Origin of the sequence: Polaribacter sp. (assembly GCF_965660385.1) — a bacterium.
GTDB lineage: Bacteria > Bacteroidota > Bacteroidia > Flavobacteriales > Flavobacteriaceae > Polaribacter.
The window spans coordinates 24,636-51,552 of record NZ_CBFHZT010000024.1; the positions used below are offsets into that span (position 1 = coordinate 24,636).

Here is a 26,917-nt window from a genome sequence, read left to right on the forward strand (position 1 = left end):
ATATTACTATGAATTGTTTATTAACTGGTGGAACAGGTATTGTTGGAAGTCATATAATTTTTGAATGGTTGCACAAAGCAATTATCGATAAAACTGTTGATCATCTTTTTGTAATTATTAGAAATGGTGAGAAATCTGCGCAACAAAGATTAATTGCTATTTTAAAAGATGAATCTCGCCCCGAGTTTTTAAACCAATTTACACTCGATGCATGCCTAGAAAAAATTACGGTAATTCCTCAAGATTTATCAACAATAACAAAAGAAACACTTTGCAAATATCCTTTTGATACTATAATTCATTGTGCTGGTTCTACAAATTTATTGAATACTAGTGATTCTAAAGAAAAAGTACACACACAAAATTATTTAGTTACGCAGCAACTTTTACAAGAAATCCCAAAAAATGTTACTCGTTTTTTATACATCAGTACTGCGTATTCTTTCGGAATTCAAAATAACAAAGTGAATGATCGCATAGAAAATTACGAGGTTACTAGTTTTAGAAATCCCTATGAAAAATCAAAATATGAAAGCGAACGTTTTGTAAAAGAAACCTGTAAAGCTAAAAATATAGAGGCACAAATTTTAAGACCAAGTATCATTTGTGGTCGTTTAATTGATAAGCCTTTTTACGAAACTCCTAAATTTGATGTTTTTTATTCTTGGGCCATATTTTTAGATAAATATGCTAAAAAAGCCAAAGATAATTTTAGAATTTGGGTTGATAAAAAAAGTGGTTTAAATATTGTTCCTGTAGATTTTGTATCAAAAGCTATTTTACACGCTTTTTTAAATCCTACCATTAAAGAGTTAAATATTGTAAATCCCAAACAGATTTTACATAAAAATTATGTGGGTGATGTCTTGGAATCATTTAATATTAAAACCTACGAATATGTAGATCAAAAACCAGAAAATTTAAACGCTTTTGAACAGTTGTATTACAAAAGTATTGGTGGCCTTTTTGAAAAATACGTTTCTGTACCAGATTTGCAATTTAAATCGGAACAAATCTTAAAATTAATAGATCAATTGCAATTAGACATTACTTTAGGTGTACACGAAAACTTTATGAATTTAATTGATTTTTCTGTGGAAAAAAAATTTAGAAAAAGTTATTTATAAAATACAACTCTTTTGGATTCATTAACACAAATCGTTTTAGGTGCTGCAGTTGGTGAAGCTGTTTTAGGAAAAAAAATTGGCAACAAAGCGATGTTGTATGGAGCTATTGCTGGTACAATTCCTGATTTAGATGTCATAGCAGGTAATTTTACAGATACTGTTACTTCTTTAGAAATTCATAGAGGGTTTACACATTCCTTACTTTTTTCAATCATTTTTGCACCAATTTTTGCCTACTTAGTTTCTAAATTTGAGAAATATAACTCTAGAAAAGGTTGGACTTTTTTTTTCTTTCTAACATTTTTTACGCATCCAATTTTAGATGCACACACCACTTGGGGAACTCAATTATTTTGGCCTTTTGAGATTCGTTTGGCATTCAAAAATATTTTTGTGATAGATCCTTTATACACCATTCCTTTTTTAGTTTTCTTACTTTTAGCAATGTTTCAAAAACGAGCTTCTAAAAAAAGAAAATTGTATAATACTTGTGGTTTATGGGTTAGTACTTCTTACTTACTATTAACCTTAATTTTAAAGGGAGTTTCTTATCAAAAATTCACAAAAGAATTACAACAACAAAACATTACGTATACTGAAATTGAAACAAAACCAAGTCCGTTAAACACTATTTTATGGACCGCGAATGTGGAAACCAAAGATGCTTTTTTAATTGGGAATTCTTCCTTTTTTGATAAAAACCCGGTTCAATTTTCAGAATATCAGAAAAACCATCATTTGTTGGGCGATTTAGTTCATCACTCAAAAACAAAACGGATGATAGCAATTTCAAAAGGCTGGTTTACCATCAACAAAAAAAATGACACCCTTTATTTTAACGATTTACGATTTGGCACTTTAAGCATACAACCCAATGCACAAAATTTTGTTTTTAAATACAAAATTAAAATTGATAAAAATGGCACTCCCTTTTTTATTGAAGAAAAAAAGAAAAAACGAGATGCCAAAAAACTTTTGACTGAATTATGGCAAAGAATTCAGGGTAATTAAGATAGTAGGGTAAAAGTTAAATTATTGATTTATCTTTAAAATAAAACTAACTTAGCAGACGGTTTTTATTTTAAAAAAACTAAAAATCAAAGTATTACACAGTAATTTTTCGTAAACTGCAGTTTAAAAAAGAATGGATAACAATTGATTTTTAAAGTGTACAATGATTAAAATATGATCAATTTTAAAAAAATAAGTAAACTTACTTTTCTTTTATTATCAACGATTCTTTGTGCGCAACAAACCATTTTAACCAATAGCAACCTGCCTATTTTAATAGTAAATACTGAAATTAACCCGAGTACTAAATTACCTTTTGCGATACTTGATTCCCCTAAAATTTCAGCGTCCATGAAAATTATTTATAGACCAGATGAATCCAGAAATTATGCAAGCGATATTAATAACAGCAACTACCTTAATTATAATGGTAAAATAGGAATTGAATTAAGAGGAAGTAGCTCTCAAGATTTAGATAAAAAACCTTACGGATTCGAAACCTTAGAATCAGATGATGTTACTAATAACAATGTCAGTTTGCTTGGGTTACCATCAGAAAATGATTGGGTTTTAAATTCTTTGGCTTTTGATCCTTCTATGATTCGAGATTATTTATCGTACACCTTGGCACAAAATATGGGCAATTATGCACCTAGAGTAAAATATGTTGAAGTAATTGTTAATAATGACTATAAGGGTGTATACATTTTAACAGAAAAAATTAAAATTGATTCTGACAGGGTAGACATAAAAAAGTTATCCGAAAATGATAACGGACCTAGAAGTATTACTGGTGGATATTTAGTAAAAGCTGATAAAACTACTGGAGGTGATGCTGTAGCTTGGACTTTGCCCAACACAAATGGTTGGTTTACCGAATTTTTACACGATAACCCAAATTCTGAAGATATAACAAATCTGCAAGCTGCTTATATTAGAGATGTTTTTAATGATTTAGCGAATAAAACAAACCCTATAAATTCATCAATTATTGATGGTTATCCTGCTATTATAGATGTTCCAAGTTTTATAGATTTTATGATTATGGCAGAATTAACATCGAATGCAGATGCTTATCAATTTAGCACTTATTTTCACAAAGACAAAGGTGGTAAACTTAGAGCTGGCCCAATTTGGGACTATAATCTTACCTTTGATAATGATTTATTTTTATGGGGTTTTGACAGAAGTCATTACAACGTATGGCAGTTTGATTATGAAAATACTGGAACTAAATTTTGGAAAGATTTGTTTCGTGACAAAACCTTTAAGTGTTATTTTGCAAAACGATGGTCTGAATTAACAACCACCAATAGCGCCTTAAATTACAATGTAATTGAGGCTAAGATTGATGAACTTAGGGATCTATTAAGAGAATCTCAAATAAGAGAACAACAACGCTGGGGAACTGTAGCAAATCACGCCGAAAATATTGCTGCCATAAAAATTTGGATTCAAAACAGAATAGATTGGATGGATACCAACCTTGGTACTTTTACCAATTGTCAAAATGTTTCAACGCCCAATTTAGTGATCAGTAAAATACATTATCATCCATTAGAAGATGGCGATTATTCTAGCAAAAAATTAGAGTTTATTGAGATTACTAATAATTCTAATACAAATGTTAATTTAAGTGGATATTATATTTCTGAATTAGGCATATCTTATCAATTTCCTCCAAATAGTAGCATCGCTGCAAATAAACAAATTTATTTATGTAATGATTCAGAGGTTTTTGAAGAATATTATGGTATTACTCCTTTTGGCGAGTACCATAGAAGTTTAAGTAACAATTCGTATCACCTTGTATTAGCTGATGCGTTTGGGAATCGTATTGATGAAGTGATGTATAATGATGAAAATCCTTGGCCAGCAGCAGCTGATGGATTGGGTGCTTTTTTACAACTTAAAGACCTAAATTCTGACAATAATATCGCTAGAAATTGGCTAGCAAATCCTTACACACTTGCCAATACTGACATTTTTTTAGAAAATAAAATAGTAGTTTACCCAAATCCTACAAATGGAAATATTTACTTTAGATTAAATTCTAAATCCAAAAACATCACATTACACTTTCGCGTTTTTAATGCTATTGGGCAAAAACTTGGAGAATTTAAAATTGATAATCATAACCCAAAATTAGGTTTACATCATCTTAAAAAAGGAATGTATTATTACACCATTTCAAATGGAACTGGAATTATTAAGAAAGATAAAATTATAAAGAATTAAAAGAAGTACCAGTTTTCACACAAAAACTACGCTTCTCTACCTACTTTTTTTATTTTTCGTGAACCTTCATACAGTTCATATTTTACAAATTTACAGTCTAAATCTCCATTCTTTAACGCTATTCGTTTAGAAGTTCGTAATCCTACTGACTTTAAAGCATCTGTGTCAGACGTAATTAACCAAGCTGTAGAACCAGGATAATTGTGTTTTAAAGTATCACCTATTTTTTTATAAAATTCGTTGGTATCAATATTTAAACGTTCTCCATAAGGTGGATTAAACAAAATGGTGGTATTGCCAAAAACCTCTTTAGTTGAATTAAAAAAATTAACATGATGTACCCCAATAAACTCCTCTAAATTGGCAGAAATCACATTGGCTTTTGCTTTTTGTACTGCAGAGGGTGCTTTATCAAAACCCATAATTTTAAAATGAGAATTCCTTATTTTTTTCAATAACGCATCTTGTATTACAAAATATAAATCTTCATCATAATCTTTCCATTGTTCAAAAGCAAACAATTTTCTGTTGATGTTGGCAGGAATATTATTGGCAATCATTGCAGCTTCAATCAAAATTGTACCAGATCCACACATTGGGTCTATAAAGTTTTCATCACCTGTATAACCTGATAATAAAACCATACCAGCAGCCAAAACTTCGTTTATAGGTGCAATGTTGGTAGCAGTTCTATAACCTCGTTTATGAAGTGAATCTCCAGAAGAATCTAAAGAAACCGTTAACCATTCTTTTTGAATATGCACATGAATCTTAACATCAGGATATTTTAAATCTACATTGGGTCTTTTATGGTATTTATGCCTAAAATAATCTGCAACAGCATCTTTAGATTTTAAAGAAATATAATGCGAATTTGATGTAAAGTTTTTAGAATTTACAACAGCGCCAATGGCAAAAGTACCTTCAGCATCTAAATAATTTTCCCATTTTATTTTCTGTATTGCTTCATATAAATCTTCTTCATCATAAATTTTACAGGTTTTAATAGGCTTTAAAATACGCACAGCAGTTCGTAAAGCAATGTTTGCTTTATACATAAATCCCTTATCACCTTTAAAAGAAACACTTCTAACTCCTTCTTTTATATCTTGAGCACCAAGTTGTTTCAATTCTTTTGCCAAAACACCTTCTAAACCAAAAAGTGTTGTTGCTGTCATTTTAAAATCTCTGTTCATACTTATAAATTCTTTGCAAAAATACATTTTAAAAAAGGATATTTCAGAAATACAGAATTTCATTTTTTCTAAAGTAAGATTTAATTACTTTTACAGACTTATTTAAAATATGAAAAACAAAGATTGGTTTACGGAATGGTTTAATACACCCTATTATCATATTTTGTATAAAGATAGAAATGATGAAGATGCTCAAGTATTTATGAAAAATATTACTGAGTTTTTAGTTTTACCCAAATCGACTCATATTTTAGATTTACCTTGTGGTAAAGGCAGACATGCCGTGTTTTTAAATTCTTTAGGATACAAAGTAACAGGAGGTGATTTAGCTGAAAATAGTATAAATAATGCAAAAAAATTTGAAAACGAAAGGTTAACTTTTAAAGTGCATGACATGCGCAAACCGTTCAATAATAAATACGATGCTGTATTTAATTTATTTACGAGCTTTGGTTATTTTGATGATGATAAAGAAGACCTATTAATCTTAAAAAACATTAAAAAGGGTTTAAGGAAAAATGGGTATTTTGTATTCGATTTTTTAAATGCCAGTTTTGTTAAAGACACATTAGTATCAGAAGAAACTAAAATTGTTGATGATATTACATTTTACATCAAAAGAGAAATTAAAGATGGTTTTATTTGTAAAAATATTTCTTTTTTTGCTGATGATAAGCAACACACTTTTACAGAAAAAGTAAAATATTTAGATAGTACTAAATTGACAAATTATTTTACCAAAGTTGGTTTTACCATAACCAATATTTTTGGTGATTATCATTTAAATGAGTTTGATATAAAAACATCTAACAGATTAATTATAGTAGCAAAGTGAATTATATACTATTAATTATAGCAGTATTGCTAGGAGCTCTCATTGTTTTATTTATAAAACCTAGTAAAAAACTTGTGCGTTTACTATTGGCTTTTAGTGGCGCTTACCTGCTATCTGTAACAATTTTACATTTATTGCCAGAAGTTTACTCTGATAATACAGATACTAAAACAATTGGTGTTTTTATTTTAATTGGTATTATTCTACAATCTGTTTTAGAATCTTTTTCTAAAGGCGCAGAACATGGTCATATTCATTTACATTCCGATGGAAAACAATTTCCAACCTTATTATTTATAAGCTTATGCATACATGCGTTTTCAGAAGGATTACCCATTCATCATGCAGGAGACAATTTATTGTGGGCAATTGTAGTGCATAAAATTCCGATTGCTATTGTACTGACAACCTTTTTATTACAACCAAAATTCGACAAAAAAATTGTCTTTGTCTTTTTAGTAATTTTTGCACTTATGAGTCCTTTAGGAGTTCTTTTAGGTGATAAAATAGTGTTTTTTACTACTTATGCATCCGAAATTACAGCATTAATTATAGGTGTATTTTTGCATATCTCTACCATTATTCTTTTTGAAAGTACTGAAAACCATAAATTTAACCTTCAAAAGTTTACAGCAATTCTTTTAGGGGTAATATTAACGTTACTTACTCTTTAATTTATACTTATATTTAGTGGTATAAAAATACCTATTTGTAGGTATATTTATGTTTTGAATATTGTTGATATTTGAAAATATAAAATTTATTATTTATGAAAGAATTAAAATCAAAATTAATTACCCAAAAAGAAGAAATTATTTTTAAAAATTTACTAAATTTTGATTTAGCTGATTGGAAAAAAAAGCATAGTTATATAAATAAAAAAGGTGAAAAATTTAAAATAAAGACTCCTTTACCTAATGATAGATTTAAGGTAAAAAAAATATTCTTATATGAGGTAATTGGGAAAGACTGTATTTTCATACACTTAACTGATGATAAAATAATTGAAAGAAGACATGATCATAAAGTTTTTATTGGAGAAATAACGTTTGATTTAGCAGATATTGAATATCATGCCAATAGAGATGGTTTAATTAATTATAATGAAATTAAAGTTATTATTTTTAATAGTACAAATATATTATCATCTCCTGAAGATCTCCCTGTATTGGGTCCAGATATTTTTGACTTTAAAAGAAGTATAGCTTTACCCGATGATACTGGAGGTGGTGTAATTGTAGAAGGCCCGTAAAATGTATTTTTTTAAATACATAAAGCATGTAAAACTACAAATCTTATTTTTATTGGTTTGTAGTTTTTGTTATGCTCAAAATGCTACATTAGATTCTGCATATTTTTATTACAAAAAAGCAAAACAATTTGACTACGAGAATAAGCATTTTAAAGCTTATAAAAACTATATAAATTCTCTAGATTTATATAAAAAACTAAATCTTGAAGATAGTATTGCAAAATGTAACTTAGAAATCTTTGAATTAATTACATCTCAAATTAATTTAGAAGGCAACTCAAAACCTTATTTAGATGATTATTATGCATATGCTTTAAAAAAAAAGGATTCCTTTCTAATTTTAAAATCTTTAAATAGATATGCTCAATATTACTGGAATAAAGATTCTATACAAGTACCAAAATCATATTACTTAAAAGCTTTACAACTAACAAGCAGTAAAAAGCTTTCAAAATATAAAGTTAGTACATATTCTAATTTAGCGTATTTACATACTAAGAAATATCCAGATACAGCAGCATATTATTTTAAAAAAACATTAGATTTAAAGGAGTTAATGAATAAGCGTCAGTTGGTTGGTACTTATATTAATTATTCACTTTTTTTAACAGGTCAAAATAAAAAGATTGAAGCCTTAAAACAATTAAAAAAAGCTGAGGCTATAAAATTAGATAGATATCAATTAAAATATAATAAAATTATATATGGCTATCTAGCAAACTGTTATAAAGAAGTTGGAGACTACAAAAAAGCCTACGAATACTATGAAAAATATAATATTGCTAGAGATAGCTTAAATAATACTGCTCAAAACATAGCAATTTCCGATTTAGATAAAAAATATAAAACAGCTGAACAAGAAAAGGAAAACCTTCAACTAAAAATAGATAAAGAACAAAACAGAAATTTACTAATAGCCTCTCTCCTATTTATTTTTTCGGGTAGTATTATAGCCGTTTTAGCGTTTAAAAGTTCTCAAAGAAAACATAAACTCGCAGAACAACAAAAACAGCTCGAAAAACAAAAGAATTTAAACTTAATTAAAGAACAAGAAATAACCACCATAAACGCTATGGTAGATGGCCAAGAAAAAGAACGTAAACAGATTGCCGAAGATTTACATGACAATTTGGGCTCTGTTTTGGCTACCTTAAAATTACACTTCGAAAATTTAAAAATCAATAGAGAAAAAAAGAAAATAAATCAAGACGAATTATTTAATAAAACAGAGAATTTAATTGATGAGGCCTATTTAAAAGTACGCAGGATTGCTCATGCCAAAAATGCCGGAGTTATTGCAAACCAAGGTTTGTTATTGGCTTTGCAAATGATGGCCGATAAAATATCATCTGCAGATAAAATTAAAATAGAGGTGATTCATTTTGGTTTAAACAAACGTTTAGAAAACACTTTAGAACTTACTTTGTTTAGAATTATTCAAGAATTGGTAACCAATATCATAAAACATGCAGAGGCTAAAAATGCTACAATCAATATTTCTTTATATGATAAAAACCTAAATATTATTATTGAAGATGATGGTAAAGGTTTTGACGTCAAAAAAGTAAACTTAAATAACGGAATGGGTATAAGCTCAATAAAAACTAGAGTTGAGCATTTAGGGGGTAATTTTACTATAGATGCTACGCTTGGAAAAGGAAGCTCTGTTATTTTAGACATCCCTATTGCTTAAATCATTATTTGTAGGTAGGTATTAGTTTACTAAAAGTTGTATTTTTAATCAAAAATAAACTATGATAACAATTGTAATGGCAGAAGATCATCAAATGTTGATTGATGGTGTCACTTCTTTTTTTGAGTATGATGAAGAGATTAACATCATAGATTCTGTAAATAATGGTGATGATTTGGTAAAGGTGGTTGCTTTAAAACGTCCAAAACTGGTAATTACTGATATTAGAATGCCAATTATGGACGGAATACAAGCAACAAGAATCATAAAGCAAAAATTTCCTCACATTTTTATTTTAGCCATGACTATGTTCGATCAACCAGAAGCCATTAAACAAATGTTAGATGCAGGTGCAACAGGGTATATTTTAAAAAATTCAGGAATCAAAATGTTATCTGAAGCCATTGGTAAAGTTGCTAGTGGTGAAACTTTCTTTGACCCCAATGTAGCCTTTAATTTTATGAATAATTATATTGATGATAATGTTACAATTGGAGAATCTGAAAACATCATCTTATCGAACAGAGAAAAAGAAATTTTAGGTTTAATTGCCAATGGAAAAACATCCAAAGAAATTTCAGAAATCTTGTTTATTGCCAAAACAACAGTAGATACCCATCGTAAAAACATGATTCGTAAACTTGAATTTAACTCAGGAAACGAATTGGTAAAATATGCTATTGATATGAAATATCGCTTTTAATACATTTTCATAATTTTTTTAACATAAAAAATACCTATTAGTAGGTATTTTAACATTACTTTAATTTTTATATATTTGGTTATTAACTAAATTCAAATATTATGAAAAAAATAACAAAAGCTTTTTTTACTTTTTTATTACTGTTCTGCTACCACCTTAATGCACAAAGTAATTATGCAGACTTAAATACAGTAGTTTTAAGTGATGTAAATTTAAATGATGTTTCTATAGACAAAGATATCGTTAATGATAACTCTATTGAAACCTATTCAGGAAGCTTTACCATACAACAAGGAAAGCTTGTTTTTTTACCCAACGATTGTACTTTAAGAAGCGATGGTTTATTAATTAAAGACATTGACAATAAAGCTTTTAAATCAAAAAAGTGGATTAAAAAAATAAAAAAAGAAAAGAACAAGAGGCTAGACTATATTCTTATAAAAGGTGTTAAGTCACCAAATCATCCTGTAATTTTTGTGAAAAAAGTAACAAAGCCACTTAAACAAGCAAAATATTGGTCAAGAGGTAGCTCTAAACTATACCTTTCTGCGGCCCAAGAATTATATCAAAAAACAATTGAATTAAGAGAAAACTACAATTTATTTTCGGTAGATATTAAAGAAGTTGATGATCCTACACTAGGAAAAATTACAGAATACACCCTTTTTGATGCAAAGTGTAATAAAATGTCTCCAGAACAGATAAAAAACTTAAGTGATAAAGAATTAGATGGATTGAATAATTCTTTAAAAATCGGAGGTGGTTTACTCCTAAAACAAGCTGCATTAACAGGCTTAGCAGCATTAAGCAGTAAAGAGATTGCAACTGCTAGTCCTTTTCAAAAAATTCCTATGGGAAAAGATGCAGTAACTGCTGGAGTGTTTCAAGCTGCAATTATTGCTCAGTTACCCAAAATTGTAAACAACCTAAAAGAATCAAAAAAATATATAGAACAGCTAAAGGCAGAGTAAAAAAATGATATATAAAATCACAAAACTATTCTTTTTTGTATTCATATTAAGTTCTCAAATTTATAGCCAAGAAACCGATGATTATAGGTTAATAGTTGGTGTTGCAAAATTTACCGCAAATAATGTAAAACAAGAGCGTTTTGCACCTATGGTGTCTGAACGGGTTTTAGATGTTTTAAACCAACAAAACAGATTTCAAGTAATTGATTTAGATGGTACAGCTCGAAAAGAAGCCATTCAAAAAGCACAAGAAAATTACAAATCTGAAAATTGGTTAGAGGCTAACAAATCTATTAGTGCAGAATATACATTAACAGGGGTTTTAACAAGTATTAAATTTCTTAGGCTAAATGCGGGTAAAGGTTACAAAGCTACTATTACCTACACCACAAAAATAATTAATACAGAAAGTGGAGAAATAATACAAAATGGCACAGCAACTTTTTCATCAGGAAATAGTGAAATAAAACTTACTCCAGAAAGTGCTTTACAAAGCGCAATACAAACCACTATTAACCCTTTAAAAGAATATTTTTCTTCTAGTTTCCCTATTAAACTTAATCTTGTTAGAATTGAAGAAGAAAAAAAATCTAAAGCAACTGTTGTATTACTAGATGGAGGCTCTAAAATAGGGATTACTAAAGGACAAAAATTTCAAGTATATTTTATAGACAACTCTCTTGGAAAACCACTTCCTAGAATTATTGGCGAAGTAAAAATCACTAATGTATTAAGCGAAGATTTTTCTGATGCAAAAGTTACAGATGGTGGTAAAAAAATATACAAAACATTAAACGAGAATAAAAAATTAATTTGTAAAACAATAAATAATGACTAATAAATTAAACTATATTTTACCTCTACTATTTATTTTATTTTTAAATATAAGTTGTGGATCAAAACAAGTTGCTTTTTTTCCAACATCAGAACTTACTTACCAAAGCTATACAGGAGACATTCTTAATGTAAGAGTTTTAGGTTATGGTGTTAATGAAAATGCGGCTATTGAAGATGCTCAAATTAGAGCAATTGAAACATTATTTTTTAGAGGAATACCAAACTCTAGTATTTCTAAACCCTTAGTTTCTTACAACGAAAAAACAGCAAAACAAAAAAATCCGGCTTACTTTAATGAGTTTTTTGGTAGTAAAAAGTTTTTAACTTACATCTCTGAGAGCATATTTGTTGGAGGGCAAAAACAAAAAGTTATTGCTACTAAAATTAACAAAAAGCAAGCAAAACAAGAAATGGTAGATGCACTTGTAGTTGCGGTTGATGTGCTTATCAATGTTAAACCACTTCGTAAAGATTTAGAACAGAATAACATAATTAGAAAATTCGGATTTTAAAACAGTATTATGAAACAAAAAATTTTCCTATTTCTATTTATTGCAATAATTGCTAATAAATTAGCAGGGCAAGAAGTAGAACAAATTCAGCCGACAATAATGGTAATGCCTTTTACTAAAGGAGGGCAAAATGCACTAGAATTATTTGAAAATGATTTTAAATGGCAATCTATAATTGCTCGAGTAAACAATGCATTTCAAGAAAGAGGTTTTAGACCTAAAGATTTACAAGAAACCATAAATCAAGTTAAAAGAACGAAGGCAATAAACTCTCTTAAAAATGCTAATTTTAATGTAGAGGAAGCAATTTATGCAGAAGCTAGAACCGATATTATTGTAAAAGCCTTTATAAATATACATTCAGAAGATGGTGGTACCACTAATAGTGTTCAAATTTCTTTAAAGGCTATTGAAACTTCATCAAGAATGTCTCTATATGATTTACCTGTAGCATCATCTCCGCCCTTTAAAACAACCGATTATGGATATTTAGTGGATAGAGTATTAACTGAAGAAAATAGAATAGAAAAATTTATCGACGGTTTAAATGAGGCTTTTGGACAAATAATTGAGCTTGGTAAAGCCATAACCATTGAAATTTCTGTTACTGAAGATAGCAAAATAAAATTAGATGATGAAATTGGTGATAATGCGGACTTTGTTTCAGAATTAATTACAGAATGGGTAAAAAATAATGCATACAAAAATCAATATAGAATAAAACAAGACTCTGAAAACGTATTAAGTTTTGATGAAGTAAGAATTCCTTTAAGAACAGAAACTGGTAACAATTATACAATTAATGATTTTTCTAGAAGTATATCAAGAGCCATAGCAAAAATTTGTAGAGGAACAGGCATAAAAGTAAAACGAACAAAACCCTCTATTTCTGAAGGAACTATACGAATTATTCTACCTTAAAAATATATATTATGAAAACTAAAGCAATATGGTTTATCTTTTGTTTACTTACTATTAGTAATACAAACTCTCAAGAAACTCAAGAATTATTAAATTCTAGAATAGTATTATCTATTGTAATGCCTCAAAATGAGGAGAAAATTAGTTCGTCTAACTTTGCTAAAATAAAATCTAAAATTAAACAAATCATTTCTAAAAATGATGTTGCAGCAAGTGGGTATTATTCAGATTTTTTGATTTATCCTAGCATTGAAATTTATGATGAAGAAACAATTGATGCTGGTTTACAACCAACTACAATCATTAGTGGTGATTTTACACTTTTTGTAAAACAAGCTTCTACAAATAATCAATTTGGTAGTACAACAGTGCGTTTTAAAGGTTCTGGAAACAGCAAAACTAAAGCTATAAAAAATGGAATTCTGAAGATTAATACAAATCATCAAGAATTTCAAGAATTTTTAAAAAATGTAAAAACAAAAATTGTAAATTACTATCAGAATAATTGTGATTTATATATTGCAGAAGCAGATAAGTTAAATGCTAGTAAACAATATGAACAAGCATTGGTTAAATTAATTTCTATACCTTCTGGTGTTACCACATGCAGTTCAAAGATAAATGCACGAATTGTAAACTACTATAAAAATTATTCAAATAGTATTTGTGATAAAAAAATAATGATTGCAAATGGTTATTTTTCAGATAAAAACTATGATAAGGGCTTAGAAATTTTAAGAACTGTTAACCCTGAGTCTAAATGCAAATCTTCAGCTTTAAATTTGATGAAAAAAATTGAATTAAAAATTGACAAAGAAGACAAACAAGCTTTTGATTATACTATGAAACTTTACAATGACAAAGTAGCTATTGAAAAAGCGAAGATTAACAATATCAAAGAAATTGCATTAGCTTATTACAAAAACCAACCAGACACTAAAATTCACGTAATCAAATAGTTATTTTTTATTTTTAAAGACATTACCAAAAGTATTATTTGGAGCTGTCTAAAAACAAATAGCTAAATATTTTAAATTAAGTTTCTTTATGTAAAAACTGCTAGGAAAGTTTTCTTTCATGGCAGTTTTTATTATTTAATTCCCTACCTCATTGATAAACTTAATGCGCATTAAACGCAATTCTTCTTCATCGTAATCGCCATCAAACTCTTCTAAAGCCTCTTCAATATCATCGGATTCTGCTTCCATAAAATAGTCATGAATTTCTTCTTGTTGCTCTTCATCTAACAAATCATCCAAAGCATAATCAATATTAATTTTGGTTCCAGAAAAAATAATTCTTTCCATTTCACGAATCAAGTCACTCATTTCTAAACCTTTTGATTTAGAGATATCTTCTAATGGTAATTTTTTATCCGTATTTTGAATGATGAATAACTTTAAACCAGAATTTACACCTGTACTTTTTACAATAAGATCATCAGGTCTTAACACATCATTTTCATCTACATAAGAAGAAATTAACTTAACAAATTCTTTCCCAAATTTTCTAGCCTTTCCCTCTCCTACTCCATGCACTTTAGCAAGTTCATCAATCGTAATAGGATATTTTAAAGCCATATCTTCTATAGAAGGGTCTTGAAAAACTGCAAATGGTGGTACTCCTGATTTTACAGCAACTTTTTTTCGTAAATCTTTTAAAAGTTTTGTCAACTTTTCATCAGCTACACCTCCAGAAGATTTTGTGTTGGTAACTATAGAATTATCATCGTTCTCATAATAGGTATGATCTTCTGTCATCATAAACGATTTAGGTTTTTGCAAATACTGCAACCCTTTTTTTGTTAATTTTATGACACCATATTGTTCTATCTCTTTTTTGATATAATTAACTACCAATACCTGACGAATTAATGCCATCCAATAAGATGAAGCTTTCTCTTTCCCAATTCCAAAAAAGGGTTGCAAGTGGGTTTTATGAGAAGTTAATAAAGCATTTTCTTTACCAATTAAGGTATTTACAATTTCTTTAGCTTTATACTTTTGTAGGGTGTCTTTTACAACTTCTAAAAGTTTTACTACATCTTCTTTGGCTTCATGTTTTTTCTTAGGGTTTCTAGAGTTATCATCCATATCAGCTCCATCTCCATTTACTTCATCAAAATCTTCCCCAAAATAATGTAGCAAATATTTACGCCTGTTCATAGAGGTTTCTGCATAACCTACAACTTCTTGTAATAATGCATGCCCAATCTCTTGTTCAGCAACTGGTTTACTCGACATAAATTTTTCTAACTTTTCTATATCTTTATACGCATAAAAAGCCAAACAATATCCTTCACCATCATCTCTACCTGCTCTACCTGTTTCTTGATAATAACTCTCTAAACTTTTTGGAATATCGTGGTGTATTACAAAACGAACATCGGGCTTATCAATACCCATACCAAATGCAATGGTTGCTACAACAACATCACAATCTTCCATTAAAAACATATCTTGGTGCTTCACTCTCGTTTTAGCATCTAAACCTGCGTGATAAGGCACAGCTTTAATTCCGTTTACTTGTAAAACCTGAGCAACTTCTTCAACCTTTTTTCTACTTAAACAGTAAATAATTCCAGATTTACCTTCTCTTTGTTTTACAAAACGAATAATATCTTTATCAACTTCTTTCGTTTTAGGCCTAACTTCATAAAATAAATTTGCTCTATTAAATGAAGCCTTAAAACGGTTTGCATCTGTAATGCCTAAAGTTTTTAAAATATCTTCTTGTACTTTTTCTGTTGCAGTAGCCGTTAAACAAATAACGGGTACATTATCAATAGCGCTAATAATGTGTTTTAAATTTCTGTACTCAGGTCTAAAATCATGACCCCATTCAGAAATACAATGCGCTTCATCAATAGCTACAAAAGAAATTTTTTGTGTTCTTAAAAAAGTAACATATTCTTCTTTTATTAAAGATTCTGGAGCAACGTACAACAATTTTGTAATACCATTTGTAATGTCTTCTTTAACTTGAGCTATTTCTGTTTTATTGAGAGACGAATTTAATACATGTGCTACCCCATTGTTTTCTGAAATGCCTCGAATAGCATCTACTTGGTTTTTCATTAATGCAATTAAAGGAGATACTACAATTGCAGTACCCTCTTTCATTAAAGCTGGTAATTGATAACACAGAGATTTTCCACCTCCTGTTGGCATAATAACAAAAGTATTATTATTGTTTACTATGCTTTTTATAACTTCTTCTTGTAATCCTTTAAATTTATTAAATCCAAAAAATTTTTTAAGAGGACTATGTAAATCCATATAAATATTAATTAATGATTTATAGAAACAGAAACCAACTACTATATGTTTGTTGGAACTTTTTTTTATAGTAAATTTGCCTGTTTTATATATCTAAAGATATAACTTTTTTTTATTCTGATAAAAACATAACGCTTGAAAGATAGAACATCTATTATTACAAATGCAAAAAACACCATATTAGCCGAAAGTAAAGCTATTGCTAACTTGGCTAATTTTGTAGATTCTGCTTTTGAAGAGGCTGTAAAATATATTTATAATTTTAAAGGGAGAGTTATTATAACAGGTATAGGCAAAAGCGCAAATATTGCCACTAAAATAGTAGCTACTTTTAATTCTACAGGTACCCCTGCTGTTTTTATGCATGCAGCTGATGCTATTCATGGAGATTTAGGAAATGTTTTAAATGACGATGTTGTAATATGTATTTCTAAAAGTGGTAACACTCCAGAAATTAAAGTTTTAGTTCCCTTAATTAAAAATTATGGTAACAAAATTATTGCAATCACAGGAAATATTGATTCCTTTTTAGGTAAAAATGCAGATTTTACATTAAATACCTATGTTGAAAAAGAAGCTTGCCCTAATAATTTAGCACCTACAACAAGCACTACTGCACAATTGGTTATGGGAGATGCATTGGCCATTTGCTTGTTAAAATTAAAAGGATTTACGAGTAAAGATTTTGCAAAATATCATCCAGGTGGTGCTTTGGGAAAACGTTTATATTTACGAGTTTCTGACTTGATTAAAAACAATGAATTACCCCAAGTTTCTGCTGAAGACAGCATTGCAAAAGTAATTATTGAAATGACTGAAAAACGCTTGGGAGTAACAGCTGTTATCAATAATAAAAAAATTATTGGTATTATTACAGATGGTGATATTAGACGAATGCTTAGCAAAAGTAGTGATATTAAAAATTTTGTAGCAAATGATATCATGAGTAAAACACCAAAAACTATACATCAAGATGCCATGGCTATTGATGCTTTAGATGCTTTAGAAGCGCATAGTATTACACAAATTTTAGTAATCGATGATGCAAATAATTATACAGGAGTTGTACATTTACATGATTTAATTAAAGAAGGTATTTTTTAATGGCTACACAACAAAAAGAAATGTCTTTTTTAGGACATTTAGAAGAATTAAGATGGCATTTGGTTAGAAGTGCTGCTGCTATTTTTATCTTAGCAATTACTTTTTTCATTTTTGCGGAAGAAGTTTACACCCACTTTTTGCTTGCACATACCAGCCCAGATTTTATTACGTATCAATTATTTTGTGATTTCTTTAATCTATTTGGAATGGAAAGCGATTTTTGTTCTATAAATATTGGCGAAAAAAAGTTACAGAGTATAAAAGTTACTTCGCAATTAATGAACTCTATTTGGTCTTCTTTAATTTTAGGGTTAATTGTTGCTTTCCCTTATTTATTATGGGAAATTTGGCGTTTTGTTTCTCCAGGACTAACAGAAAATGAAATCAAAAAATCAAGAGGATTTATCTTTATTGCTTCACTTTTATTCTTTATTGGGGTCTTATTTAGTTTTTACGTAATTGCCCCTGTATCTATAAACTTTTTATACAACTATCAAATTACAGATACTATTGAAAATAGTTTTACACTAGAATCTCATATTGGATTGGTTACCAATATGCTGTTAGGGGTTTCTATTTTATTTGAATTGCCTGTATTAATTTATTTCTTAGCAAAAATTGGTTTAATAACACCAGAATTTTTAAAACGCTATAGAAAACATGCCTTAGTGGTTGTATTAATTTTAGCAGCAATTATAACCCCACCAGATGTTGCAAGTCAAGTTATTGTTGCAATACCTATCTTAATTTTATACGAAATCGGAATAATTGTTGCACGAAGAGTTATCAAAAAACAAGAAAAGAATGCCTACAAAAGTTAAAGAATTTAATGACTATCGTTCTAAGATGAACGAAAAAATTTTAGCTTCAGATAATAAAGTTATCAAACGAATTTTTAATTTAGACACCAATGCTTTTGCAGCAGGTCACCTACCTGTAAAAACTAAAGAACTGTTAGGTTTGGTAGCTTCTGCAGTATTAAGATGTGATGATTGTGTACAATATCACCTAGAAGCTGCAATGAAAAATGGAGTTACTAAAGCAGAAATGATGGAAACGATGTCTATTGCCAATTTAATTGGTGGCACCATTGTAATTCCGCATTTAAGAAAAGCAGTTGAATATTGGGAGCTTCTTGAGGAAGAGGAAAAAGTTTAATTGTTTATTTGTTGAATCGAGTAATTGTTTAATATTCTTTTAAGAATATAACAGCATTTTATTAAATACATTTACACAATTAAACATTTACACATTTACACGTTTTTATAAATATGATTTTAAAAGCAAACAACATTCAAAAAATATACGGAAGTAGAAAAGTTGTAAAAGGCATTTCTTTACAAGTTGAACAAGGTGAAATTATAGGACTATTAGGCCCTAATGGAGCTGGTAAAACAACCTCTTTTTATATGATTGTTGGTATGATAAAACCGAACGAAGGTCATATTTATTTAAACGATGAAGAAATCACTAATGATGCCATGTACAAACGTGCGCAAAAAGGGATTGGGTATTTGGCACAAGAAGCTTCTGTTTTTAGAAAATTATCTGTAGAAGATAATATAATGTCAGTTTTACAATTCACTGATTTATCTAAAAAAGAACAAAAAATAAAATTAGAATCGTTAATTGAAGAGTTTAATATTGGACATGTACGCAAAAATAGAGGAGATTTGTTATCTGGAGGTGAAAGGCGTAGAACCGAAATTGCACGTTGTTTAGCTTCTGACCCTAATTTTATTTTGTTAGATGAACCATTTGCGGGTGTAGACCCTATTGCTGTAGAAGATATTCAAAGTATTGTAGCTCAATTAAAAAATAAAAACATAGGTATTCTTATTACAGATCATGATGTGCAAGCCACTCTAGCCATAACAGATAAAACATATTTAATGTACAATGGTAGTATCTTAAAAGAAGGAACTCCAGAGGAATTGGCTGCTGACGAAATGGTTAGAAAAGTATATTTAGGTAAAGATTTTGAATTGAAGAAAAAGAAAATTTATCAATAAATCTTTATCACATAAAGGAATCTATACTTTAATAAAAACAACCTATATGCCACAGAATTCCAGAAGGGTCGTGTAAAAAGAATTCTTTTCCCCAATCATTCTTTACTATTTTAGATAATCTTACACTTGGAAAATTTTCTGCCAATTTTTTACTTTTTAATAGGTTTAAATAGTCTTCGATATTTTCTACCTCTAAAAAAAGCATGGAGTTATCTACCCAATCTTTCACATAAGCTTTTTGCAAATAAAAGCCTAAATTTTCATCAACTTTAAAATAAGACATGTTTGTGGATAATTGTAACTCAATAAAATCTAATGCTTTATAAAATGCTCGCGACTCGTTAAAGTCTTTTGCACCAATAAATGCTCTTATCGATTTAAAATTCTCCATAGTTATTCGTTAACTTCATGTATAGCTATAGAGAAATGAAAACTAGCACCTTTTTTAAGATCTTCTCTATCTTTAGTATAAATAATACCTCCCAAACGTTTAATAATTGATTTCACAGTAGCTAAACCTATCCCTGTATTTTCGTTATTGGTGTTTTCTAAAGTTTCAAACATATCAAAGATTTTTTTCCAATATTCTTGTTTAATTCCTGGTCCATTATCTTTATAAACAAAGTAATAATGTGTATCGTCTTTAGAGAACTCCACCTCAAGATTTACCTTTTCCTCATCACAGAATTTTCTAGAATTCGATATTAAATTTTGAAATACTTGTACAAAACCGATTTTAGAACTTCTTATGTTGATATCTAAACTATCGGAGTTTAAAGAAATTTTATTTTCAAAATCAATATTTTTAATAACACTATCTAAAAGAGTTTTTAAATTAAAATCCTCATAAACAATATGTTCTGTATTTACTTTCGTATATTCTAAAATTTCATCAATAAGAGTACTCATGTAATTCATTCTACTAGAAATGAGGTTAATGTACTCTTCTGCTTCTGTTTCTTTAAATAAATCTTTATAATCTTCTTTTAAAATCTCAACCAAAAAATTCACACCACTTATAGGAGATTTTAAATCGTGTGTTAATCGATAAGCAAAATTATTAAGCTGTTCATTTAATTTTGTAACTTTATCATTAACTTTATTAAGTTGGTGATTTCTTTTACGCAACTCTAATAAACGAACCGTTTGTTTGGCTAATAGTTTAAGAGCTTCTTTTTGTTCATTATTTAATTCTTTAGGTTTGCTGTCAATTACACACAATGTACCTAGTGCAAGACCATCTGAAGTTGTTAAAGGTGCCCCAGCATAAAAAATTACATTGGGATCATTGGTGGTTAATGGATTGTCAAAAAAACGATTGTCTTTTGTAGCATCGTTAATAATAAATAAATCATTAGGTTGTAAAATACTATGTGCGCAAAAAGCTAGTTCTCTTGGAGTTTCTTTTGCATCTATACCATGATTCGCTTTAAACCATTGCCTGTCTTTATCAATTAAAGAAATTAGTGCTATTGGTGTATCACAAATTCCAGACGCTATTTTAGCTATTGCATCATAATCTTCTTCTGGTAATGTATCAAGAATTTTATATTCATTTAATATCTTTAATCTTTCTTCTTCATTTTTGGGTAAAGCAGCTGTAATCATTATTGTTTAATTTTGGGGGTTAAATTTTTTAATGCTGATAAAACTATATACAAGGTAATAATTATTGGGATAGCTAAATAATTTGTTAACAAAATTAACACTAAAGAAAAAGTTAAAAATAAATAAACTAACCAATTGTTTTTAAAAGCATAATTTTTAAACTTTAACGAAAACAGCGTTATTTCAGAATTCATTAAATAGCTTAATATCAAAGTTATGGCTATTAAAAAATAATTATTACTTATAAGGCTTTGTACAAAAGTATAATCTGTTTTTGCCTGTATTAAAGGTAATGAAATTATAAATAAACTCATTGCTGGTGTAGGCAAACCAATAAAAAAATCAGACTGTCTTGTATCAATATTAAACTTTCCTAATCTATAACAAGCGGCTAATGTTATTACCAATCCAATAAGGGAGTAGCCTAAAATTGAATTATCGAAAATTCCATCAAAACTTTTATTTTCTCCAAACTCTACCCCATTAAATAAATTAATTTGCATCAATTTAACCATAACAATACCAGGCACAACACCACTTGTAACCATATCTGCTAAAGAATCGAGTTGTTTACCTAACTCACCAGATACGTTTAACAATCGTGCAGCAAAGCCATCAAAAAAATCAAAAATAATACCAATTACCACAAAAAAGGCTACACCTATAAAATCTTCTTGAACAGCTAAAATAGCTGCTATAGTTCCACATAAAAGGTTGCCTAGTGTTAAAAGGTTTGGTATTTGTTTTACAATATTCATCATAAAAAAATATTATTTACAACAAAAATAAGCAATCCCAGCAGTCTAATTTTCCATATTGTTAGTTTTTTTATCATATTTGTTATCAATAATTAAAAGCTATGCCTGTATTTGAGTCAAATTTTTTACCAACAATTCCTTTTAGAAATGGCCATTTTAATACTATGTTTAGGCCTCTTTTTATGAAAGATACTGCAACATACACAAGAAAAAGAATTACAACATGGGATCATGATTTTTTTGATTTAGACTTTTCTTTTGTAGGTTCTGAAACATTAGCGGTGTTAATTCATGGTTTAGAGGGTAGTTCAGCATCTAAATACATGGCATCAAATACCAACCATTTAAATAGTTTAGGTATAGATATGGTTTGTTTTAATTTAAGAGGTTGTAGTGGCGAAGATAATTGGTTACTTTCTACATATCATAGTGGCAAAACTGAAGATGTAGATTTTGTTGTTAATTATCTCTTAGAAAATTATAATTACAAAAACATCGTAATTATTGGTTTTAGTTTAGGTGGTAATCTTACCTTAAAATATTTAGGGGAAAAAAGTGATGCTGTTTCATCAACTATAAAAGGTGGAGTTGCAGTTTCTGTGCCTATTGATATTGCTACTGCTGAACAAGAAATGGATAAAATAAAAAACAAGCTTTATATGGAAATGTTTTTTAAAACAATGAAAAACAAAATCTTAGAAAAAGCACATAAATTCCCAGAATATAACTTAGATAAAGACAAATTATTTAAAGCTACAAAATTTAAACACCTAGAATACTTATATACAGTGCCTGTTTTTGGATTTGAAAGCCCAGAAGATTATTGGGAAAAAGCAAGTTCTAAACCATATTTATTAAAAATCAAGAAACCTACCTTGTTAATCAACGCTAAAGACGATACTTTTTTATCTCAAGAATGTTATCCATATAAAGAGGCTGAAAATTCTGAATTTTTCTTTTTTGAAGCCCCAAAATATGGTGGTCATGTTGGTTTTATGACCTCGTTTAAACCAGATGAAAACAGGTGGTTAGAACATAGAATAGCGCGTTTTATTAAAGAAAATATTAAGATTGATTTTTAACAAACAATATCTCTAAAAAACAGCAGTTATTTTAGTAGGTTTTAAGATATTTGTTATTCATAAATAATGCAACTTTTGAAGTATAGAATTTTATTTTTTATTTTCATATTTCCTTACTTTTTACATGCACAAGTATTTAGAAATTACTCTAACGAATTTTTAAATATTGGTGTGGATGCTGCTGCATTGGGTATGAGTAAGGCAGTTGTTGCCACCACTAATAATGTTAACGCAACGTATTGGAATCCTGCTGGTTTAGTGGGCATTGAAGACGTACAAGGTTCTTTAATGCACGCTTCTTATTTTGCAGGCATTGCCAATTACAATCATGCTGCTTTTGCCATGCCAATTGATGGTGAAAGTGCACTCGGAATTTCTGTAATACGTTTTGGAGTTGATGATATTTTAAACACCACAGAATTAATTGATAGCGATGGAAATATAGATTTTAATCGAATTAGCCTGTTTTCTGCTGCAGATTACGCATTTAATATTGCTTATGCTAGAAATTTAATTTTCAAGGATGTTAAATTTGGTGTAAATGCCAAAGTAGTTCACAGAATTATTGGGCAGTTTGCTACTTCTTGGGGATTTGGTTTTGATGTGGGCATTCAGTTTGAAAGAAACAATTGGAAATTTGGATTAATGGCAAGAGACATTACAACTACTTTTAACAGTTGGGCAATTAATGAAGCTGAGTTTGAAAAGATTAGAAACGCAATTCCAGGACAAAATCAAACCTTGCCAGAAACTACAGAACTTACAAAACCTAAAATACAATTGGGAGTTGCCAAAGAATTCAGAATTGGTCGCTTTTTTAATTTGATGTCTGAAGTAGATGTAAATGTACGTTTTGAACAAAGTAATGACATATTTTCATCAGAAATAGGTAGTATTGATCCTGCAATTGGGTTTCAATTCGATTATGACAGATTGGTGTATTTGCGTTTAGGCGTTGGTAACTTTCAGTACATCACCCAATTTAACGATGGTAAATCTTTATCTGTTCAACCTAATTTCGGAGTTGGTTTTAATTACAAAGGTATTCAAGTGGATTATGCTTTAACCAATATTGGTAGTGTAGGTAATGCCTTATTTTCTAATATTTTTTCGGTTACTTTTGATTACAGTTTCTTTAGACCTTAATATTTATGAAAAAAAGTTTTCTTTTAATTTTCTTTTTTTTATTGTTGATAAAACCTGTCAAAGCACAAGTTCAGCTTTCTACGTATGCTGAAATAAGTATTGTTACTGCAGGGCCTGGAACAGCATTGTATGAAGCTTTTGGGCATTCTGCTATTAGAATTAAAGATCCTGTATTACGTTTAGACATTATTTACAATTATGGAATGTTTGACTTTAATGCGCCTAATTTTTATGGGAATTTCACCAAAGGAAAACTTCTGTATAAATTAGCCAGATACGATTTTAAATATTTTTTAGCTAGTTATAAAAAAGACAAACGTTGGGTAAAACAACAAGTCTTGAACTTAAATAAAAAACAGCGTCAAGCATTTTTTATGTATTTAGAAAATAATGCTTTACCTGAAAATGCCACCTATTTTTATGATCCTTATTTTAACAATTGTGCCACTAAATTAAGAGATATTACGAATTCTATTTTAGGTGATAAATTACAATTTAGTGCAGAAAAAATAGAAGAAGAATTGTCTTTTAGACAACTAATGGACAATGAAAGTCCATGGAATACTTGGGGTAGTTTTGGCATCAATTTAGCATTAGGCAATAAATTAGATGCTAAAGCCAACTATAAAGAATACATGTACTTGCCAGATTATGTATATCGTATTTTTAATGAAAGTATGGTTTACATTCACAATCAACCCAAAAAATTAGTAAAAAGAGAAGATGTTTTACTAGACTTTAAAGAAGTTAAACAAACTATTCCTATACTAAATCCGTTTTTAGTTTTTACCGCATTTTGCTTACTTGGTTTGCTGATTACTTATAAGGATTTTAAGAAAAATAAAATTACCAAATGGTTCGATTTTGTGTTGCTTTTTACAACTGGTATTATTGGTGTTTTAATTGTTTTTTTATGGTTTTTTACCAATCATTCTACAACACCCAATAATTTTAACTTTTTATGGGCATTTGCACCAAATTTGATTATCGCTATTTTAACCTTTAAAAAAACACGAAAACAATGGATTACTCTATACTTTAAAATTTTAGTATTGTTAATCGTATTAGTTCCAATATTTTGGATTATTGGTATACAATCTTTCCCAATCGCAGTGATTCCTTTGTTGATTTTGTTTTTTGTACGTTATCTTTTTTTATCACGTAAACCGATTACAATCACCTAATAATGGTAGAAATAATTCCTTTTCAAGAGAATTACGCGCATCACTTTTATGATTTAAATGTAGCATGGTTAAAAAAATACTTTTATGTAGAGCCTTATGATGAAAAGGTTCTGAGCAACCCAAAAAAATATGTCTTAGACCCTGGAGGATTTATATTTTTTGCAAAATTTAATCATCAAATAGTTGGTGTTGCTGCCTTTATTAACCATCAAAGCTTTTTTGAGTTGAGTAAAATGGCAGTATCACCTGAATTTCAAGGATTAAAAATTGGAAGGAAATTGCTAGATTTTTGCATCCATTTTGCGAGAGAACAACGTTGGAAAAGCATCACTTTATATTCACATAGAAGCTTAGCTTCTGCCATTCATCTTTATAAAAAAGTTGGTTTTCAAGAAATTGAATTAGAAGAAAATTCTCGTTACGAACGCTCAGATATCAAAATGTTATTGCATTTATAGCTATAAATAAAAGCCTAAAAAAAAGTAAATTTTTAGTTGAAATTTTATTTTAAGTCGCTTTTTACAAACTAAAAAAAGGCCATCTAAAACATATATATTTTAAACCGCCTTTTTTATAGTCATTTACTATTTACAAACCACTTATAAAATTTCCATAAGGATCTTTAAATTGGGTACCTTCTGCAAACCTAAATTTACTTAACTTTTTAAATTCAACCATTCCCCATAACAAAAACTCTTTTACGAAATACGCATCATTTGGATTCATATTAGTTTGATGTTCTTCTAGAAATTTTTGCATTGGTGTAATTTTATCCAACTCATTTTTATATTGCCCATCATTAAAATCTTCTAACAATTCAAAATCATCATCAGCATTAAAAAACCAAGACACAATTTCGTCATAAGGAGATTCATCAGTCTGTTTTTCTAACTTTTTAATCTCAGGGAAATAGGTTGGAAATAAAGATTTAATGGCTTTTTTAATTAAATTTTCAGCAACCACTTGTGCACCTTCTTGTTCTCCTTCATACACCAATTCTACTTTACCTGTAATTGCAGGTATAATTCCGTCAAAATCACTTAAACGAATCATGGTTTCATCATCTCCAGATAATAACGCTCTTCGTTCAGCAGTACTTAATAAATTTTCGAAAGCAGAAATGCTTAAACGTGCACTTACCCCACTTTTAGCATCAATATATTCGCTTTCCCTAGCTTCAAACACAATTTGTTCTAGCAAATCTTTTGCCAATTCTGGCACTTTAATAAAGTCTTTTTGATTGTTTTTTGCTTCTTGTTGTGTTATGATTTTTGCAGTCTCAATATCGTATGGATAATGCGTTAAAATCTGAGAACCAATTCTGTCTTTTAGTGGTGTTACAATACTTCCACGATTGGTATAATCTTCTGGGTTTGCTGTAAATACAAACTGCATATCTAAAGGCAAACGCAATTTAAATCCACGAATTTGAATATCGCCTTCTTGTAG

The 26,917-nt window shown here is 29.0% G+C and carries 26 protein-coding genes and 1 pseudogene; 21 read left to right on the forward strand and 6 right to left on the reverse strand.

The genetic code is table 11. The annotated features are described in order from the left end of the window. Positions 1-8 precede the first annotated feature (8 nt). The 3 genes from ACTG3V_RS08995 to ACTG3V_RS09005 all read left to right on the forward strand — a co-directional run bounded on the left by ACTG3V_RS08995 (position 9) and on the right by ACTG3V_RS09005 (position 4,376). Entirely contained in the window at positions 9-1,127 is a 1,119-nt protein-coding gene (locus ACTG3V_RS08995; RefSeq protein WP_439131831.1) for an SDR family oxidoreductase, read from the forward strand. A gap of 12 nt (positions 1,128-1,139) precedes the next feature. Further along, positions 1,140-2,138 carry a metal-dependent hydrolase gene (locus tag ACTG3V_RS09000; RefSeq protein ID WP_439131832.1) on the forward strand — a complete coding sequence of 333 codons (999 nt, stop codon included), beginning with the start codon at positions 1,140-1,142 and terminating at the stop codon, positions 2,136-2,138. 351 nt (positions 2,139-2,489) lie between these two features. Further along, entirely contained in the window at positions 2,490-4,376 is a 1,887-nt protein-coding gene (locus tag ACTG3V_RS09005; protein ID WP_439131833.1) for a CotH kinase family protein, read from the forward strand. A 26-nt stretch (positions 4,377-4,402) separates the two neighbouring features. On the opposite strand, the gene ACTG3V_RS09010 is transcribed toward ACTG3V_RS09005, so the two are convergent. Continuing rightward, the gene (locus ACTG3V_RS09010) at positions 4,403-5,572 is read right to left on the reverse strand and encodes a THUMP domain-containing class I SAM-dependent RNA methyltransferase (RefSeq protein ID WP_439131834.1); all 1,170 of its coding nucleotides are present in this window, start codon (positions 5,570-5,572) and stop codon (positions 4,403-4,405) included. Positions 5,573-5,681: 109 nt separating this feature from the next. Here ACTG3V_RS09010 and ACTG3V_RS09015 point away from each other — a divergent pair, with 109 nt between their 5' ends. From ACTG3V_RS09015 to ACTG3V_RS09060, 10 genes are all read left to right on the forward strand, one after another. After that, a complete protein-coding gene (locus ACTG3V_RS09015; RefSeq protein WP_439131835.1) occupies positions 5,682-6,407 on the forward strand; it encodes a class I SAM-dependent methyltransferase in 726 nt (241 codons plus the stop codon). Further along, on the forward strand, positions 6,404-7,081 hold the full coding sequence (locus ACTG3V_RS09020) for a ZIP family metal transporter (RefSeq protein WP_439131836.1): 678 nt from the start codon (positions 6,404-6,406) through the stop codon (positions 7,079-7,081). The genes ACTG3V_RS09015 and ACTG3V_RS09020 overlap by 4 nt, the downstream gene beginning before the upstream one ends. A gap of 95 nt (positions 7,082-7,176) precedes the next feature. Further along, on the forward strand, positions 7,177-7,659 hold the full coding sequence (locus ACTG3V_RS09025; protein ID WP_439131837.1) for a hypothetical protein: 483 nt from the start codon (positions 7,177-7,179) through the stop codon (positions 7,657-7,659). 1 nt (position 7,660) lies between these two features. Next, the gene (locus ACTG3V_RS09030) at positions 7,661-9,352 is read left to right on the forward strand and encodes an ATP-binding protein (protein ID WP_439131838.1); all 1,692 of its coding nucleotides are present in this window, start codon (positions 7,661-7,663) and stop codon (positions 9,350-9,352) included. 61 nt (positions 9,353-9,413) lie between these two features. Further along, complete coding sequence (locus tag ACTG3V_RS09035; RefSeq protein WP_439131839.1) at positions 9,414-10,055, forward strand: response regulator; 642 nt, start codon at positions 9,414-9,416, stop codon at positions 10,053-10,055. Positions 10,056-10,156: 101 nt separating this feature from the next. Continuing rightward, positions 10,157-11,026: a hypothetical protein gene (locus ACTG3V_RS09040; RefSeq protein WP_439131840.1), complete on the forward strand. Its 870-nt coding sequence runs from the start codon at positions 10,157-10,159 to the stop codon at positions 11,024-11,026. A gap of 4 nt (positions 11,027-11,030) precedes the next feature. Next, the gene (locus tag ACTG3V_RS09045) at positions 11,031-11,864 is read left to right on the forward strand and encodes a hypothetical protein (protein WP_439131841.1); all 834 of its coding nucleotides are present in this window, start codon (positions 11,031-11,033) and stop codon (positions 11,862-11,864) included. Then, the gene (locus ACTG3V_RS09050) at positions 11,857-12,375 is read left to right on the forward strand and encodes a hypothetical protein (RefSeq protein ID WP_439131842.1); all 519 of its coding nucleotides are present in this window, start codon (positions 11,857-11,859) and stop codon (positions 12,373-12,375) included. The genes ACTG3V_RS09045 and ACTG3V_RS09050 overlap by 8 nt, the downstream gene beginning before the upstream one ends. 9 nt (positions 12,376-12,384) lie before the next feature. Next, positions 12,385-13,296 carry a DUF6175 family protein gene (locus ACTG3V_RS09055; RefSeq protein WP_439131843.1) on the forward strand — a complete coding sequence of 304 codons (912 nt, stop codon included), beginning with the start codon at positions 12,385-12,387 and terminating at the stop codon, positions 13,294-13,296. Positions 13,297-13,307: 11 nt separating this feature from the next. Next, positions 13,308-14,255: a hypothetical protein gene (locus ACTG3V_RS09060; RefSeq protein WP_439131844.1), complete on the forward strand. Its 948-nt coding sequence runs from the start codon at positions 13,308-13,310 to the stop codon at positions 14,253-14,255. Positions 14,256-14,390: 135 nt separating this feature from the next. Here ACTG3V_RS09060 and ACTG3V_RS09065 read toward each other — a convergent pair whose 3' ends face one another. Then, positions 14,391-16,574, reverse strand: coding sequence for a RecQ family ATP-dependent DNA helicase (locus tag ACTG3V_RS09065; protein ID WP_439131845.1), 2,184 nt, complete (start codon positions 16,572-16,574; stop codon positions 14,391-14,393). Positions 16,575-16,709: 135 nt separating this feature from the next. Here ACTG3V_RS09065 and ACTG3V_RS09070 point away from each other — a divergent pair, with 135 nt between their 5' ends. From ACTG3V_RS09070 to lptB, 4 genes are all read left to right on the forward strand, one after another. Then, positions 16,710-17,678 carry a KpsF/GutQ family sugar-phosphate isomerase gene (locus tag ACTG3V_RS09070; protein WP_439131846.1) on the forward strand — a complete coding sequence of 323 codons (969 nt, stop codon included), beginning with the start codon at positions 16,710-16,712 and terminating at the stop codon, positions 17,676-17,678. After that, positions 17,678-18,499, forward strand: coding sequence for a twin-arginine translocase subunit TatC (gene tatC, locus ACTG3V_RS09075; protein ID WP_439131847.1), 822 nt, complete (start codon positions 17,678-17,680; stop codon positions 18,497-18,499). The genes ACTG3V_RS09070 and tatC overlap by 1 nt, the downstream gene beginning before the upstream one ends. Then, positions 18,483-18,836: a carboxymuconolactone decarboxylase family protein gene (locus tag ACTG3V_RS09080; RefSeq protein ID WP_439131848.1), complete on the forward strand. Its 354-nt coding sequence runs from the start codon at positions 18,483-18,485 to the stop codon at positions 18,834-18,836. Before tatC ends, ACTG3V_RS09080 begins: the two co-directional genes overlap by 17 nt. Positions 18,837-18,949: 113 nt before the next feature. Continuing rightward, complete coding sequence (gene lptB / locus ACTG3V_RS09085; protein WP_439131849.1) at positions 18,950-19,690, forward strand: LPS export ABC transporter ATP-binding protein; 741 nt, start codon at positions 18,950-18,952, stop codon at positions 19,688-19,690. A gap of 28 nt (positions 19,691-19,718) precedes the next feature. On the opposite strand, the gene ACTG3V_RS09090 is transcribed toward lptB, so the two are convergent. From ACTG3V_RS09090 to ACTG3V_RS09100, 3 genes are read right to left on the reverse strand one after another with little or no spacing between them, the layout of a single operon-like run. After that, positions 19,719-20,081, reverse strand: a complete 363-nt coding sequence (locus tag ACTG3V_RS09090; RefSeq protein ID WP_439131850.1) for a glyoxalase — start codon at positions 20,079-20,081, stop codon at positions 19,719-19,721. 2 nt (positions 20,082-20,083) lie between these two features. Further along, the gene (locus tag ACTG3V_RS09095; protein ID WP_439131851.1) at positions 20,084-21,298 is read right to left on the reverse strand and encodes a sensor histidine kinase; all 1,215 of its coding nucleotides are present in this window, start codon (positions 21,296-21,298) and stop codon (positions 20,084-20,086) included. Further along, positions 21,298-22,059 (reverse strand): CDP-alcohol phosphatidyltransferase family protein, encoded by a 762-nt coding sequence (locus ACTG3V_RS09100; protein ID WP_439131852.1) that lies wholly within the window; start codon positions 22,057-22,059, stop codon positions 21,298-21,300. The genes ACTG3V_RS09095 and ACTG3V_RS09100 overlap by 1 nt, the downstream gene beginning before the upstream one ends. A 98-nt stretch (positions 22,060-22,157) precedes the next feature. Between ACTG3V_RS09100 and ACTG3V_RS09105 the strand changes: the two genes are divergently transcribed. From ACTG3V_RS09105 to ACTG3V_RS09120, 4 genes are all read left to right on the forward strand, one after another. Continuing rightward, positions 22,158-23,138, forward strand: coding sequence for a YheT family hydrolase (locus ACTG3V_RS09105; RefSeq protein ID WP_439131853.1), 981 nt, complete (start codon positions 22,158-22,160; stop codon positions 23,136-23,138). Positions 23,139-23,204: 66 nt separating this feature from the next. Continuing rightward, positions 23,205-24,284: a PorV/PorQ family protein gene (locus tag ACTG3V_RS09110; RefSeq protein WP_439131854.1), complete on the forward strand. Its 1,080-nt coding sequence runs from the start codon at positions 23,205-23,207 to the stop codon at positions 24,282-24,284. A 5-nt stretch (positions 24,285-24,289) separates the two neighbouring features. Continuing rightward, positions 24,290-25,468, forward strand: a complete 1,179-nt coding sequence (locus tag ACTG3V_RS09115; RefSeq protein ID WP_439131855.1) for a lipoprotein N-acyltransferase Lnb domain-containing protein — start codon at positions 24,290-24,292, stop codon at positions 25,466-25,468. Between the two features lie 2 nt (positions 25,469-25,470). Further along, positions 25,471-25,926: a GNAT family N-acetyltransferase gene (locus ACTG3V_RS09120; RefSeq protein WP_439131856.1), complete on the forward strand. Its 456-nt coding sequence runs from the start codon at positions 25,471-25,473 to the stop codon at positions 25,924-25,926. Between the two features lie 130 nt (positions 25,927-26,056). Here the strand turns inward: ACTG3V_RS09120 and ACTG3V_RS09125 are convergent. Further along, positions 26,057-26,917: pseudogene (locus tag ACTG3V_RS09125) on the reverse strand (magnesium chelatase); the annotation flags it as partial.

What these genes read in the sequence shown, in the direction of transcription:
- ACTG3V_RS09100 (WP_439131852.1), bottom strand. Translation starts at nt 22,059, where the DNA reads ATGATGAATATTGTAAAACAAATACCAAACCTTTTAACACTAGGCAAC.
- lptB (WP_439131849.1), top strand. Translation starts at nt 18,950, where the DNA reads ATGATTTTAAAAGCAAACAACATTCAAAAAATATACGGAAGTAGAAAA.
- ACTG3V_RS09080 (WP_439131848.1), top strand. Translation starts at nt 18,483, where the DNA reads ATGCCTACAAAAGTTAAAGAATTTAATGACTATCGTTCTAAGATGAAC.
- ACTG3V_RS09115 (WP_439131855.1), top strand. Translation starts at nt 24,290, where the DNA reads ATGAAAAAAAGTTTTCTTTTAATTTTCTTTTTTTTATTGTTGATAAAA.
- ACTG3V_RS09105 (WP_439131853.1), top strand. Translation starts at nt 22,158, where the DNA reads ATGCCTGTATTTGAGTCAAATTTTTTACCAACAATTCCTTTTAGAAAT.
- ACTG3V_RS09025 (WP_439131837.1), top strand. Translation starts at nt 7,177, where the DNA reads ATGAAAGAATTAAAATCAAAATTAATTACCCAAAAAGAAGAAATTATT.
- ACTG3V_RS09010 (WP_439131834.1), bottom strand. Translation starts at nt 5,572, where the DNA reads ATGAACAGAGATTTTAAAATGACAGCAACAACACTTTTTGGTTTAGAA.
- ACTG3V_RS09030 (WP_439131838.1), top strand. Translation starts at nt 7,661, where the DNA reads ATGTATTTTTTTAAATACATAAAGCATGTAAAACTACAAATCTTATTT.
- ACTG3V_RS09045 (WP_439131841.1), top strand. Translation starts at nt 11,031, where the DNA reads ATGATATATAAAATCACAAAACTATTCTTTTTTGTATTCATATTAAGT.
- ACTG3V_RS09015 (WP_439131835.1), top strand. Translation starts at nt 5,682, where the DNA reads ATGAAAAACAAAGATTGGTTTACGGAATGGTTTAATACACCCTATTAT.
- ACTG3V_RS09035 (WP_439131839.1), top strand. Translation starts at nt 9,414, where the DNA reads ATGATAACAATTGTAATGGCAGAAGATCATCAAATGTTGATTGATGGT.
- ACTG3V_RS09055 (WP_439131843.1), top strand. Translation starts at nt 12,385, where the DNA reads ATGAAACAAAAAATTTTCCTATTTCTATTTATTGCAATAATTGCTAAT.
- ACTG3V_RS09060 (WP_439131844.1), top strand. Translation starts at nt 13,308, where the DNA reads ATGAAAACTAAAGCAATATGGTTTATCTTTTGTTTACTTACTATTAGT.
- tatC (WP_439131847.1), top strand. Translation starts at nt 17,678, where the DNA reads ATGGCTACACAACAAAAAGAAATGTCTTTTTTAGGACATTTAGAAGAA.
- ACTG3V_RS09040 (WP_439131840.1), top strand. Translation starts at nt 10,157, where the DNA reads ATGAAAAAAATAACAAAAGCTTTTTTTACTTTTTTATTACTGTTCTGC.
- ACTG3V_RS09090 (WP_439131850.1), bottom strand. Translation starts at nt 20,081, where the DNA reads ATGGAGAATTTTAAATCGATAAGAGCATTTATTGGTGCAAAAGACTTT.
- ACTG3V_RS09095 (WP_439131851.1), bottom strand. Translation starts at nt 21,298, where the DNA reads ATGATTACAGCTGCTTTACCCAAAAATGAAGAAGAAAGATTAAAGATA.
- ACTG3V_RS09110 (WP_439131854.1), top strand. Translation starts at nt 23,205, where the DNA reads ATGCAACTTTTGAAGTATAGAATTTTATTTTTTATTTTCATATTTCCT.
- ACTG3V_RS08995 (WP_439131831.1), top strand. Translation starts at nt 9, where the DNA reads ATGAATTGTTTATTAACTGGTGGAACAGGTATTGTTGGAAGTCATATA.
- ACTG3V_RS09120 (WP_439131856.1), top strand. Translation starts at nt 25,471, where the DNA reads ATGGTAGAAATAATTCCTTTTCAAGAGAATTACGCGCATCACTTTTAT.
- ACTG3V_RS09050 (WP_439131842.1), top strand. Translation starts at nt 11,857, where the DNA reads ATGACTAATAAATTAAACTATATTTTACCTCTACTATTTATTTTATTT.
- ACTG3V_RS09065 (WP_439131845.1), bottom strand. Translation starts at nt 16,574, where the DNA reads ATGGATTTACATAGTCCTCTTAAAAAATTTTTTGGATTTAATAAATTT.
- ACTG3V_RS09005 (WP_439131833.1), top strand. Translation starts at nt 2,490, where the DNA reads ATGAAAATTATTTATAGACCAGATGAATCCAGAAATTATGCAAGCGAT.